Source organism: Polynucleobacter sp. Fuers-14, assembly GCF_018882045.1.
In the GTDB taxonomy this organism is placed as follows: Bacteria; Pseudomonadota; Gammaproteobacteria; order Burkholderiales; family Burkholderiaceae; genus Polynucleobacter.
Window position 1 is genome coordinate 48,108 of record NZ_JACVPG010000012.1, and the last position, 11,485, is coordinate 59,592.

16 protein-coding genes and 1 pseudogene are annotated in these 11,485 nt (G+C 43.8%); 9 read left to right on the forward strand and 8 right to left on the reverse strand.

From position 1 onward, the window contains the following. Positions 1-83: 83 nt before the first annotated feature. The 6 genes from ICN40_RS08565 to ICN40_RS08590 all read right to left on the reverse strand — a co-directional run bounded on the left by ICN40_RS08565 (position 84) and on the right by ICN40_RS08590 (position 6,746). Complete coding sequence (locus tag ICN40_RS08565) at positions 84-1,859, reverse strand: ShlB/FhaC/HecB family hemolysin secretion/activation protein (RefSeq protein ID WP_216243414.1); 1,776 nt, start codon at positions 1,857-1,859, stop codon at positions 84-86. A gap of 115 nt (positions 1,860-1,974) precedes the next feature. Further along, on the reverse strand, positions 1,975-2,616 hold the full coding sequence (locus ICN40_RS08570; RefSeq protein WP_216243415.1) for a response regulator transcription factor: 642 nt from the start codon (positions 2,614-2,616) through the stop codon (positions 1,975-1,977). A gap of 85 nt (positions 2,617-2,701) precedes the next feature. After that, positions 2,702-4,135 (reverse strand): sensor histidine kinase, encoded by a 1,434-nt coding sequence (locus ICN40_RS08575; RefSeq protein ID WP_216243417.1) that lies wholly within the window; start codon positions 4,133-4,135, stop codon positions 2,702-2,704. 221 nt (positions 4,136-4,356) lie between these two features. Further along, complete coding sequence (locus ICN40_RS08580; protein ID WP_308281775.1) at positions 4,357-5,022, reverse strand: nucleotidyl transferase AbiEii/AbiGii toxin family protein; 666 nt, start codon at positions 5,020-5,022, stop codon at positions 4,357-4,359. 3 nt (positions 5,023-5,025) lie between these two features. After that, positions 5,026-5,508, reverse strand: coding sequence for a helix-turn-helix transcriptional regulator (locus ICN40_RS08585; protein WP_216243419.1), 483 nt, complete (start codon positions 5,506-5,508; stop codon positions 5,026-5,028). Between the two features lie 65 nt (positions 5,509-5,573). After that, positions 5,574-6,746 carry a hypothetical protein gene (locus ICN40_RS08590; RefSeq protein WP_216243421.1) on the reverse strand — a complete coding sequence of 391 codons (1,173 nt, stop codon included), beginning with the start codon at positions 6,744-6,746 and terminating at the stop codon, positions 5,574-5,576. Between the two features lie 284 nt (positions 6,747-7,030). On the opposite strand from ICN40_RS08590, the gene ICN40_RS08595 reads away from it, so the two are divergent. From ICN40_RS08595 to ICN40_RS08625, 7 genes are all read left to right on the forward strand, one after another. Next, positions 7,031-7,228, forward strand: a complete 198-nt coding sequence (locus tag ICN40_RS08595) for an antitoxin VbhA family protein (RefSeq protein WP_216189763.1) — start codon at positions 7,031-7,033, stop codon at positions 7,226-7,228. Continuing rightward, positions 7,225-7,743 (forward strand): zeta toxin family protein, encoded by a 519-nt coding sequence (locus ICN40_RS08600; RefSeq protein ID WP_216189764.1) that lies wholly within the window; start codon positions 7,225-7,227, stop codon positions 7,741-7,743. Before ICN40_RS08595 ends, ICN40_RS08600 begins: the two co-directional genes overlap by 4 nt. A 2-nt stretch (positions 7,744-7,745) precedes the next feature. Then, on the forward strand, positions 7,746-7,943 hold the full coding sequence (locus ICN40_RS08605; RefSeq protein WP_216189765.1) for a hypothetical protein: 198 nt from the start codon (positions 7,746-7,748) through the stop codon (positions 7,941-7,943). A 192-nt stretch (positions 7,944-8,135) separates the two neighbouring features. Further along, entirely contained in the window at positions 8,136-8,426 is a 291-nt protein-coding gene (locus ICN40_RS08610) for a hypothetical protein (RefSeq protein WP_072583611.1), read from the forward strand. Then, a complete protein-coding gene (locus tag ICN40_RS08615; RefSeq protein WP_072583612.1) occupies positions 8,404-8,733 on the forward strand; it encodes a hypothetical protein in 330 nt (109 codons plus the stop codon). The genes ICN40_RS08610 and ICN40_RS08615 overlap by 23 nt, the downstream gene beginning before the upstream one ends. After that, positions 8,720-8,878, forward strand: a complete 159-nt coding sequence (locus tag ICN40_RS08620) for a hypothetical protein (protein ID WP_255538657.1) — start codon at positions 8,720-8,722, stop codon at positions 8,876-8,878. The genes ICN40_RS08615 and ICN40_RS08620 overlap by 14 nt, the downstream gene beginning before the upstream one ends. A 192-nt stretch (positions 8,879-9,070) precedes the next feature. Further along, positions 9,071-9,262: an antitoxin VbhA family protein gene (locus ICN40_RS08625; RefSeq protein WP_072583613.1), complete on the forward strand. Its 192-nt coding sequence runs from the start codon at positions 9,071-9,073 to the stop codon at positions 9,260-9,262. Here ICN40_RS08625 and ICN40_RS08630 read toward each other — a convergent pair. Next, positions 9,259-9,801 (reverse strand): DUF6036 family nucleotidyltransferase, encoded by a 543-nt coding sequence (locus tag ICN40_RS08630; protein WP_216243423.1) that lies wholly within the window; start codon positions 9,799-9,801, stop codon positions 9,259-9,261. The two genes, ICN40_RS08625 and ICN40_RS08630, sit on opposite strands and share 4 nt — an antisense overlap. Continuing rightward, positions 9,798-10,130 carry a hypothetical protein gene (locus ICN40_RS08635; protein ID WP_072583615.1) on the reverse strand — a complete coding sequence of 111 codons (333 nt, stop codon included), beginning with the start codon at positions 10,128-10,130 and terminating at the stop codon, positions 9,798-9,800. The genes ICN40_RS08630 and ICN40_RS08635 overlap by 4 nt, the downstream gene beginning before the upstream one ends. Before the next feature lie 123 nt (positions 10,131-10,253). Between ICN40_RS08635 and ICN40_RS08640 the strand changes: the two genes are divergently transcribed. Both ICN40_RS08640 and ICN40_RS11745 read left to right on the forward strand, forming a co-directional pair. Beyond that, positions 10,254-10,451, forward strand: coding sequence for a hypothetical protein (locus tag ICN40_RS08640; protein ID WP_072583616.1), 198 nt, complete (start codon positions 10,254-10,256; stop codon positions 10,449-10,451). A gap of 104 nt (positions 10,452-10,555) precedes the next feature. Further along, a pseudogene (locus ICN40_RS11745) lies at positions 10,556-11,361 on the forward strand (IS3 family transposase); the annotation flags it as partial. Between the last annotated feature and the right edge of the window lie 124 nt (positions 11,362-11,485).

Genomic DNA, 11,485 nt, shown 5'->3' on the forward strand with positions numbered 1-11,485 from the left:
TGCGTAATGTATGGCTTTTGTATGCTTTTGCAAATTCGCTCTTAGGCTAACAAGCCTTACATCTGCGAAATATTTTTTATTCATCAAAAGAAAATCGTCCCTTTAATCCAACCTTGCACTGACCTGTACTGATTGTCGGTGTTTAACTGCTGACCGCTTTGGTTATAGAGTGGATTACTCCCCACCCTCCAGGCCAACGCACCAGAAAGCTGTACCTTTTGATACTGATACTTTGCTGATAGGCCAGTGGCATACAAGGCGTAAGTATTGTTTGCGTTGGTTTGGCCTTGCCAGTTGTTGTACGTGCTGACGTATTGCTGAATTAAGCCGGCATCAAAAAATGCGCCCACTTGTAAGTCTTGTATGAGGGTGTGATTCATTTCTACAGAGGCTACCGCACCTTGAGCCCCGCCGCCTTGAGCTACCGGATAAGCACGCACACCATAAGGACCGCCCAAATAGAGCTGCTCAGCACTATTAAGGTTCTTATTAGCGAGTTGTCCATATACAGAAGCGACTAAATTGGTTTTATCAATCGGTAGTGGCTGTGTAATCGAGCCATTAAAACCTAACTTCCCAAAAGTACCTTTAGTTGCAGCACCCTGGGCATCATTATTAGCTTGGTTGGCGTTGTTAATCGATAAAGAACCTAAGGTAGCCGTTGCTCCCCAACTCACATAAGCCAGATCTAAGTAATTGGTGCCATTAATACCGACACTCAAATCATTGATTTGATAGTTGCTACTCTCTGTGCCATTGGTTTGGTTGGCGTAGTTCTTGTTTTCAAAGTTAACAGTAACGTTCTTATTCGATCTAGCGGTACGCTCTAGGACATAGTTTGAGTAGATGCCGTAGGTTTGCGCTGTACCTTGGGTAATCGTAGATGAAAAGCTGCTTAAGCTTTTGTAATCTAAAACGCTTGCCCCTGCAGATACCCTCCAACCATCGTAACCCACTGGCAGGCCATATCGAAACTGTCCGAAGACAGAGCCTTCTGAGCCAATCACATCTAAAGTAGCCTGGTCACCATAACCACTTGGGTTATTTAAACTCAAACTTGCTGTAGCTTGCCCTACTCCTGTATTGGCAGCACCATAGTTTGATAGATCCACTCTACCCGCAAACAAACCGGTATCTTTAGCACTCACCAAAATATTGGTGGTCTCTTCTTTATCGCCTTGCGCTAATTCACCGTTGATTTCATTACCAGGCGTTTCATTCAGAATCGCTAAGCTGCGCTCCAAACCCTTGAGGTCAATAAAGTTGCCAGGAGTGTTGCTGCTATTGATAAATTTCTGAATCACTTCCGACTTCAGTCGACTCGGCGCCTCTTTATCGAGCTCAATAATGACATCGCCAACTTTGCCTTCGATGATTTTGATTTCAATGATGCCGCCCACTACATCTTGCGGAGGAATAACAGCCTGAGCCATTCTTCCTTTTTGAGCATACAGATTGGTCACCGCTTCACCAGCTTCTTTGATTTGATCTAAAGTGAGCTCGCGATGCGTAAATGGTTTGAGAACTTCTTGCGCTTCTTCTTGGGTAATTAGCGTAATACCGTTCACTTTGAAGGCATTGACCTCAATTGCCTTAGTGCCGGACTTTGGTCGGCTTGGTTTAGCTGGCTTTTTAATTAAATTTTCTGGAGGAGCTGCTTGTCGGTCGCGCTCTACTTCACGTTGCAATTGCTGTTGCAATGCACCGGCATCAGGACCTGCTTGCGCAAAGGCAATGGAGCAAGCGCCCATCGCCAAGATGCCAGCAACCATAGCAATTTTTTTATGCGTGAATAGAGATCCAGCCTTAATGTAAGCCACTGCTTTATATTGCGAAGAAAAATTAAATAGGTTGGGCATAACATGGCCAAATTGATGTAGGCCACATTACAGTGGATATTGCCAAAAATGAATATCCTGCGAATGATATTCGCTATAGAGCTAATTGTGCTGCTTTGGAGAAAAGCTAGTAGGCTTAGTTTTTGGTTGAATTTTTCTTCAGGGCAATTAATTGCGCAATTGTGTGCAATCTTAGTTTACGCATCACCTCGGCCTTATATTGCTTAGCGGTAGCCAAACTCACATTCAGCCTTGCCATGAGTTCTGCATTATTTAGGCCTTGGGCTAATAATTCAAAAGTCTCCAATTGTCGGGCAGATAACTTCTTCAAGTTTTGCTCTAGGGCAATTTCCTCCACGTAACTACGCATATAACCGGCATCTAGCTCTAAACCATGCATTACAGCAGCAAGCAACTGATCTCGCTCAAATGGCTTTACCAGAAACTCTAGCGCTCCCTGCTTCATTGCATCAATCGATTGCTGAACCGTGCTTTCGCCACTAATAAAAATAATGGGAATCGTCCTGCCACGCGCAATAAGCTCAGCTTGCAGCTCTACCCCTGACATATCGGGCATTCGCATATCAGTAATGACTACTGCTGGACCCACTTGGATTGGGGTTTGTAAAAAATCCGTAGCGCAAGAAAATGCCTGCACCCGATAGCCCAAGAATTCAAGCATTCCGATAAGAGACTGGCGCATTGATTCATTGTCTTCAATCAAGAAGATATATTGCGCTTGCTTGCTTTCAGCATGGGTACTCAAGGGTACATTCATTAAATTAATCTGTAATAACTATTAGGCACTAATGCAATTAAAAGAAGACATTCATAGACTCAAAGGACAATACACACTAGAAACTTTATGAGGGAAGATAAAGAAGCTGAACAATAAAAACAGAGCCTCCCTCCGCGGGGTGCTCGTACCAAATCTTTCCATTCCAACGACCGAGAATCGATTGCGATAACCATAGCCCAATTCCGCTCCCGCCATCTTTATCACTATTTAAGAGCTCAAATATAGCCTTCTCATTACCATGTGGTACCCCCCTACCGTTATCTTGTATGTGAATACGTACAAAACGGTCTACTTTTTTTACAGAAATTAGAATCTTCCCCGCACTATTTTTTGCCGCTTCTAGTTCATCAATTGCATTATTAATCAGGTTAATAAATACCTGTTGCAGTTCTCCGGAGTTCGCCAGAACGTAGAAGTCCGCATCAGCACTGAAGTCCATTTGAATAGCAAGCTTTGAGCATCGCCCTTTGGAAATTTGCACTACATCCAATAACAATTGATTTAGAGCTATTTTTTCGCTCTCAATATTTGATTTGCGACTAAGGCTTGAGAGATTTCGAATGATAGTAGAAGCGCGGTCTATATTGCCCACTAGCGACCTAACAGCACCCTCCAATGCGGAGATATTTTCAGGCTGCTCTTTCAAAATATGCATTGCAAATTGCGCATCTAGCTTTGATGCTCCTAGTGGCTGATTGACCTCATGGGCTACAGTACTTGCCAAAGCATTTACCTCGGCGGACTTATTTAGCTTTGCTAAGGCGTAAATCATCTGATTGCGCTCTTGAATAACGTTATTTAAGCGCATGTTCATATCATTTGATCTACTATGCTCAGAAAATCCCAAGTACATACGCAAGAAAATATATAGAAGATTTCTAAAGGAGCTGAGAATCGCAATCCCAAAATAAATAATGAAGTTATATACCTGAACGTCAAATGCAGAGTAGCTGTTGCCTGTCAACATGTTAATTACGCGCAACAAAAATAATAGGCAGGAGCCCATAAAGACTATCGCTATAAACTCTAGAAATAATTTATGTTTAAACTGCTTTGCTACCCTGAATGCGGAATATGCGCAAAATAAATCCACCAATACCCAGGTGCTTGCTGTAAGCAAAGACATCCCCGGAGTTAGTTTTCCATCTCCAAGATATAGCAAGGTTTCTTGAGTAAGAAAAAAGGCTATAACCACCAACAAGACTCGGCTCAAGCCTCTTAAAAATTTATATCCAGGCAATAAATTCCATAAAGATTGGCTCAATAAAAGTAAGGCCAAAGTTTCAACAGAAACCATCAAGCTATAACTGATCTGTAAGGGGATGCGATCTCTATAAACCGTCACCATAGTCGCTAATGCAGATAAAAAACAACTAGAGATCCAGATACGGGCAGATAAATCATTTCGCCCCCAAAAAAATCCAACCAATAACAGGCCACAAAAAATGCTAATCGCGCTGTAGAACAAGAAGATGGATTGAATGGTAAAGAAGTGCATAGGCAATATTACAGGGAAATGTTAAGGCTACTCAGAAACGCTCAAATGAATCTTCACATGACGATGAAGCTATCTTAACCCCCTCAGCCTGACAAGTTGTTTTATATCTATGAGCAGCTAAGACTACTTATCCACGCCATTGAAGGGTCAATGGATCAACAATCCGACGAACATATATCGCCACTCCGTAACTAGATTACTGTGTCAACGTGATGAAAAGTTTATTTAAGAGACTGTAAAAATTTGGTCGCCCGCTGAACTGCCTCGTCGTAGCTTGGCCTGTAATTCAACATATCAATTTCAGAGAACTGGGCTTTTAATACTGATGCTCTGCTAGCAATCTGACTTATAAATGGGTCAGCATTCTTTCGCAAGAATTTAGCTGCCTTTATCAACGCCTCAGGCTCACGCTCAATGACTAAAGACAGGTCAAATAAATCACGGGCAGTTGCCCTGTCGCCTCGATGCCATAATTTCTTTGCCACTATCTCTGCAGCAGTTTCCACCCGAATATGTTGCCCGCCAATATTCCACATTTCAAATGGTGCTTCAGTTAGATTTGGAGATGCCACAAAGTCAATCTCCCCTTCCGGGCGAATTAACTTAACGTATGAACTTTGATCTTCGACATAATCTGTACTCACTGCGGCAGCTACATCACTTAGGCGCGGCGTGACAAAGCCCAAGTACTGCGGATCTGGGACAAAGATATCAATGTCTTTACTAAGACGATGCTGATATCGAAACATTAATACGGTACCACCCCCGAAAGTCCAGAATGGATCGGGGGTTCCATGGCTCTTAATATCTTCAATGATGGAAAGCGCATGTGGCAGCAAGTCCTCCCAAACCCCTGAAGGTAAATCACGTTCAACGATAGTCATCATCAATTAAGCCCATGCCGATCTTGGTGAATGCATCTCATGCGCCCACCGATCAATATTTTTCCAAATTAGCTTGGGTGCAACATGATTTACTGCTGCCGCCTCCTCAACTGCGGACACAATAATTTCTAAAGGCGCCTCATCTAGTAATGTTGCTACATGCGGAAAAATACTTTCCGGTAATTTTCCACATGCTAATGAATGAGATAAGTCACTACTGTGAAGCTTGGTCTTATAACTAACGCTTGCAGTTTTACTGGCCATATCCAAGCCATGATGTTTTCTGCTGCGCTCTTGAGTGATGACATCCAAACCTAATAGGGACAGCAAGGAGAGCAATTTAGCAGCACCCAAATCCTTCAAAGTGCCTTTCTCTAGATGGTGGATAGTGGACCTTGAAAGACCACAAAGCTTTGCCAACCGATCCTGAGATAAACCCAGATCAGCACGACGCTGCCCAACTTTGAGACCAATTTCACGTAAGTTCATGGAGACATTATCCCATAAATTGTGTAATATATTACACATTATTTAAGCCTAATTAGCCAAAAAAGCTATATTGGGGCGCCAGGAAGGGCTTTCCCGTTTCTAATCTTGTAAATAGGGTCGCGTCTATTAACCTGATCCGAGGCCCAACTTACCCATAAGCGCCAATCAGGGTGTTTTTTGCGGAAATACCTATCAGCCTTCATGGCATTGATAAATGCCCTGATTTCTTGAAGAGCAGCCCATTCAGAAGCATTTTCTTGTAGGTCCTGCCACTGACGCTTTTTTCTCTCAATCTCGTCAGCCTTGTCCTGCTCGATCTTTCGCAAGCGCTCCCGCTCAAGCTCCTTCGCCTCCCTCTCAATCCGCTCAGCCCTACCCCTCACCATTAGGTCAGAGACTATTTCGGAGATGGCAGAGAGCCCCTCCTCAACCGATTTACTGGAGGAATCTTTCAGCGTTCGCTCTGAATACAGGTCTACATGACTAATCTTTAATTCAAGTTTTCCACTAGCCGTGTAGTCAATGCTAGCCATATAAGTCCTTCTGTGGCCGTCATAACTCATATAAGAAGATTGGCGCCGTAGAGGTGGAATATGCCTAGTGGCAGTTTCATAAAAACTAAACTGAATAGACTCACCGTCAATGACTAAAACAGGCAGAGAGCGGCCATTTGACCAGCGCTGATAACTTTTTACCTCAGCACCTTTGCTCAAATACATATTGAGAATCGTTTGAAGAATTCTTTTTGCCCTGGGTACATTATCAGGAGATATTTGAGCATCAAACCCAGATATAGACTCCAAACGCCCGAATCGATTGGTTTTTGACTTATCTGAACCCTTGAAAGTTTCTTCAATCGCCGGATGAAAAGACCGACCTTGATAAATTGGAAAATTGCCATTAATTTTAAAGGTCACCATTTCTGCCGCTAACTCTTCCGCAGGTACATCTTTAACTGAAGACTTTTCTCGAGCTAACTTTTTAACTCTTGGAAGATGATCTACAGTAGAAAATTCTGGCTCATCCCCATTACTCCGAACATGAAGTGATGGCATTTCAGGCACTGGTTTGCCCAACTCTTTTTTGATCCAATAGCCCATCGGGGGTTTGGGAACCTCAGCAATATCACACCATTTTGATAAGCCGCTAGCTGACACCCTTAGTTGGTTTGAAACTTTAGAAATGGGCGGCGCCCAAATTAAATCTAAGATTTCCTGTCTAGAATATTTTTTCTTCATCCCCGCTCCAAACTTTAATAAAAATTTAGCTTAAATCAGGAGTATGTTTATTTGTGCATTTCTGTGTTAGATTAACGCTATCAAAAGTTGCGATGTGTCAGGCGGACCCTTTTAATCCGTTGGTCGCGAGTTCGAATCTCGCCCGACCCACCAGCATTACTAAGCCTCGCTTCTGCGGGGCTTTTTTATCACTTACATCACCCCCCCCCGAATAGCTCTTTAAAGGGTATTTTAGGGCCATTTTTTGGCTAGGGAATCCAACCCAAATCCAATAAAATAGTGGAATGCCAGCAAAGCTCGTAACAACACATCAGCTTCGCCAATACATCGTTTGCAACGCCATTGCCTCTGCTCGAATTGAAGGCATCGCCCTAGCAACGCAGTTTGAACAAAAACTTACTGACTATATAAATGGCAAAAAAAGTATCGCCCAATTAATAGAAGAAACTAAGCAAAGTTATATTAAGAGCACAATCAAATGACCGTCAATTTAAATAAAAAAATTATCATTATTGCCGGACCCAATGGAGCCGGTAAAACTACCTTTGCCAAGAACTTCTTGCCACAAGAAGCGCATACTTTTCGCTTTGTTAATGCTGATCTCATAGCCGCTGGTTTAGCACCATTTAACCCAGAGTCTGTTTCATTCAAAGCAGCTCGATTGATGCTAAACGAATTAGATGAGTACACCAAATCAGGCGAAAGCTTTGCCTTTGAAACTACTCTATCTGGCACACATTATCTGCAACGTATTCAGGAGTGGAAAGATCTGGGGTACGCCATCAAACTCTGGTTTATTGCACTAAGTTCCTCTGAGTTAGCTATTTCGCGTGTAAAAGAGAGAGTGGCACAGGGAGGGCACAACATCCCTGAAGAGGTCATTCGTAGGCGATATACCGCCGGCCTCGAGAATTTGCCCAAATATCAAAAAGTTGTAAAATCATGGATATTGTTAGATGGAGATAAAACTCCGCCCGAACAAACAGACCAAGGTTGACTATGACTATTCCAAGCAAAGATATACGTAATTCATCAGATCCTGATATTGCTGGATCTTACTACGCCATGCAACGTGCTGGACAAGCCGCAATAGACTTGGCAATTCAAACCAATACCGCAATCGTAACTACCGTTGACGGCAAGATTGTTCGGATCCCTGCTGCAGAACTCATCAAACAGCGTCAAGTTACAGCCTAAACACCGTTGGTCGCGAGTTCGAATCTCGCCCGACCCACCAGCAATACAAAAGCCTCTAGAGAAGTCTAGGGGCTTTTTCTTTTACCAATCAGCTTAATTAGCATTGTCCCTTCTCTATTGAAGCCTTAACTAGCATCTTGTTTTAATATCATGCTATAATGCATTCATGCTGCATGAATATAGGAGAATGCCATGGGCGCAGTGATAGATCATCAAGTTATTAAATCCATTGGATCCAGCGGGCAGATCTCGCTTGGCAAAGAGCATGCGGGACGTCAGGTATTAGTGGAAACGCCTGAACCTGGCGTTTGGGTGATTCGCACCGCCACAGTTATTCCCGACAATGAGCGTTGGGTACATACGCCAGCCATTAAAAAGGATTTATCAGCAGCCTTGGCCTGGGCACAAAAAACGCCGGCCAAAGCAACTGACCTTTCTAAACTAAAAACGGCTAAAGCTCATGGCGAGAAACGCAAAGCCTGAGCCCTTAGTTGAGCTTGATCTGAATAGCCCCATCTTCCAATCTACCTGGGAGAGTCTGGAGCCAACCGAGCAAGAGAAAGCCTTTGCCACTTTTGAGAAAATCACGCAATTGACCTGGAACCAGGTTTACCGCGACAAGGGATTGAAGTGGGAAAAGATTCATAGCATTCCTGTACCAAAAGATATTGATGCACTCTACTCATTTCGAGTTAGCAAATCAATCCGGGGCATTGGCTTCAGAGAAGATCATTTCCTAAGGGTTTTATTAATTGAACCAGATCATGATGCTGCTTATGGCAAAAAATAAACCGCCACACAAAAGCGTTGGTTACACCACTGTTGAGCAGATCCTCAATTCGCCTGATCCCGATATTGTTGGATCTTATTACGCCATGCAGCGTGCCGGTCAAGCGGCGATTGACCTAGCCATTAAACGAACACCGCAATCGTAACCATGGTTGATGGGAAGATCGTTCGGATCCCAGCTTCTGAGCTCATTAAAAAGCGCCAGCCTAGCGTCTAAGTGCCCTTGGTCGCGAGTTCGAATCTCGCCCGACCCACCAGTTATACAAAAGCCTCTAGAGAAATCTAGGGGCTTTTTCTTTAGATATAAAGAAAACCATAACTCTATATAAAATTCTTTAATGTCAAAAAAATACTCTAGCGAGCCTTTAAGGCGCCAATTTATTGTCAATAACGCTTTAGCATCTGCGCGTATTGAGGGATTTACGCCTTCAACAGAATTTGTTAAGAGTCTTTTAGACTACATTCAAGGCCATCGAAATATTGATGAATTGATAAAAATGGCTAAGACTCGTTATAAAAAAGAACTTTAAGTTTCTTTATCTAAATTTAGCAATTTTTTATCTTCAAAAATTCTTTGCTTGACAGATTTTTCTTCCATCTCATCTAAGAATGCAGTCTCTCGCAGGCGATAATCAATCGTAGGCATTGATAGTAATTTCGCCTTAAGTCCCTCTTGAATCCAAACGCGGTCCCGAATTTCACCGCGGGCGTATTTGGATATCGCGGCATCATTTAACTCTAAAAATAATGCCCTTACATCGCCAAAGTCATGAATCACAAAACGGTCTTCCCAACCATCTGGCAATGTTGGCAAGTCGGGACTAGCAGCATCTACATAGTATCCATACTCATCTTCAAACGGACTGCCCTGGCCAATTAGCGCAGCTATTTCGCCAGCGCGACCTGGATCATCCTTTGGGTACATGTCCACATCGATGGAGCGAACCATTTCATCCGGGGGATCCGCTTTCAGCCCAAGCGCAGTCAAACTACCAATAATGACGTAGTCAGTATGGTTGGTGATCTTTTTGGCTTCGGTGAGTACGTGATGAATATGGCTCAGATTCACTGAACTTCTTTCATCAGAAAACTAAATGGTGAATTTTGGGCTAGTGCATGTGCTTGCGGAGCATCTCCACAAACCTCTCGCTCCATTTCGGAGGGGTCTGAATTTATCAGTCTTCTCCAAGAGTCTATATAGAAGCGACTACATAAATCCCGCTCTTCCCACTTTTGAATACGGCCTTCAGCTTGATGTAATACATCATTCCGGCGATCGGAGCGGAGCAAAACCAAGACGTGTTGATGCAACCTACTGAGCTTTTCATACTTCTCGGCATCAGCCTTACGAGCTAAAACACGCATAGGAATGGAGGGCTTTGACTTAATGCTTTGCATTGTTCAAGTATATATAGGAGGCTATAGAAGGGCAAGATTGGCAAAAAACCCTTCATACCATCAAGTTTTAAGCAAAACAGAGGCTTTCAGTTACGTAAAATAATCAGATAAACAGGAGGAAAGATGAAGTCCATTGTTAAAGATATTCGTAACTCTCCAGACCCCGACATTGCGGGCTCCTACTACGCCATGCGACGTGCTGGGCAAGCAGCAATTGACTTAGCAATTCAAACGAACACCGCAATCGTAACCATGGTTGATGGAAAAATAGTTCAGATCCCAGCTTCTGAGCTCATTAAAAAGCGCCAGCCTAGCGTCTAAGTATCCTTGGTCGCGAGTTCGAGTCTCGCCCGACCTGACCTGTCCTGGGATTTTCAGACCAAACGCTTTTAGAGATAATGACTCCTTCAACCTAAGGAGCAGGTATGAAGAGAGCACGGTTTTCAGACGAACAGATTGTTCGGATATTGCAAGAGGCAGATCGTAGTCCGATTGCAGAAGTTGCTAAGCGCCACGGGGTCAGCGAACCCTCGATTTACAGCTGGCGTAAGAAGTTTGGCGATCTAGGTGCGGATGACGTCAAACGCTTAAAACAGTTAGAGCAAGAGAACGGCCGTCTAAAGAAGATCTTGGCAGAGCGCGATCTCGAGATTGAAGTGATGAAGGAGATTGCTGTAAAAAAGTGGTGAGCGTGCAGGAGCGATTGGAGCAGGCCCGCTATGCAGTTGGGCGGGGTATCTCCCAAAGACGTGCTTGTACGCTGCTAAGTGTTGCTAGATCTGGCTTAGATTACCAGTGCAAGATGGCTGTTAAAGATCAGCCTATCGTGGCTGCCATGCGCCAGTATTCCGAGCAATATCCTCGCTATGGTGCCAGGCGGATTCGGATCTTTTTAAGACGGGATGGTCTTGTTCTGGGTCGCGATCGGACGGCGCGCATCTGGGCTGGATCTGGCCTACAGGTGCCCGCCAAAAGGACGCGCAAGCGTTACCGTAGTCAAAATCGACAACCGCATGTAGCAACTGGGCCCAATGAGGTTTGGGCTTACGATTTTGTCTTTGATGCTTGTGCCAACGGGCAAAAGCTCAAGTGCTTAACCCTGATAGACGAGTTCACCAAAGAGAGTCTGTGCATTGATGTGGCCGGCTCAATTAAAGGCAAACGAGTGGTGCAGGTTTTAGAGGAGGTCATTGCAGGGCGTGGTTACCCCAAGGTTCTACGCAGTGACAACGTACTAAATGCAAGAACTTTTTCCAGCGATAGGCAAAGCCATACCGTAACTGCAATTTGCAGTTAAAAAAATCAAACTTACTACTTGTCTATACCCAAACGGTCACTTCCACAAATAAATCAGG

What these genes read in the sequence shown, in the direction of transcription:
- ICN40_RS08565 (WP_216243414.1), bottom strand. Translation starts at nt 1,859, where the DNA reads ATGCCCAACCTATTTAATTTTTCTTCGCAATATAAAGCAGTGGCTTAC.
- ICN40_RS08570 (WP_216243415.1), bottom strand. Translation starts at nt 2,616, where the DNA reads ATGAATGTACCCTTGAGTACCCATGCTGAAAGCAAGCAAGCGCAATAT.
- ICN40_RS08575 (WP_216243417.1), bottom strand. Translation starts at nt 4,135, where the DNA reads ATGCACTTCTTTACCATTCAATCCATCTTCTTGTTCTACAGCGCGATT.
- ICN40_RS08580 (WP_308281775.1), bottom strand. Translation starts at nt 5,022, where the DNA reads ATGATGACTATCGTTGAACGTGATTTACCTTCAGGGGTTTGGGAGGAC.
- ICN40_RS08585 (WP_216243419.1), bottom strand. Translation starts at nt 5,508, where the DNA reads ATGAACTTACGTGAAATTGGTCTCAAAGTTGGGCAGCGTCGTGCTGAT.
- ICN40_RS08590 (WP_216243421.1), bottom strand. Translation starts at nt 6,746, where the DNA reads ATGAAGAAAAAATATTCTAGACAGGAAATCTTAGATTTAATTTGGGCG.
- ICN40_RS08595 (WP_216189763.1), top strand. Translation starts at nt 7,031, where the DNA reads ATGCCAGCAAAGCTCGTAACAACACATCAGCTTCGCCAATACATCGTT.
- ICN40_RS08600 (WP_216189764.1), top strand. Translation starts at nt 7,225, where the DNA reads ATGACCGTCAATTTAAATAAAAAAATTATCATTATTGCCGGACCCAAT.
- ICN40_RS08605 (WP_216189765.1), top strand. Translation starts at nt 7,746, where the DNA reads ATGACTATTCCAAGCAAAGATATACGTAATTCATCAGATCCTGATATT.
- ICN40_RS08610 (WP_072583611.1), top strand. Translation starts at nt 8,136, where the DNA reads ATGGGCGCAGTGATAGATCATCAAGTTATTAAATCCATTGGATCCAGC.
- ICN40_RS08615 (WP_072583612.1), top strand. Translation starts at nt 8,404, where the DNA reads ATGGCGAGAAACGCAAAGCCTGAGCCCTTAGTTGAGCTTGATCTGAAT.
- ICN40_RS08620 (WP_255538657.1), top strand. Translation starts at nt 8,720, where the DNA reads ATGGCAAAAAATAAACCGCCACACAAAAGCGTTGGTTACACCACTGTT.
- ICN40_RS08625 (WP_072583613.1), top strand. Translation starts at nt 9,071, where the DNA reads ATGTCAAAAAAATACTCTAGCGAGCCTTTAAGGCGCCAATTTATTGTC.
- ICN40_RS08635 (WP_072583615.1), bottom strand. Translation starts at nt 10,130, where the DNA reads ATGCAAAGCATTAAGTCAAAGCCCTCCATTCCTATGCGTGTTTTAGCT.
- ICN40_RS08640 (WP_072583616.1), top strand. Translation starts at nt 10,254, where the DNA reads ATGAAGTCCATTGTTAAAGATATTCGTAACTCTCCAGACCCCGACATT.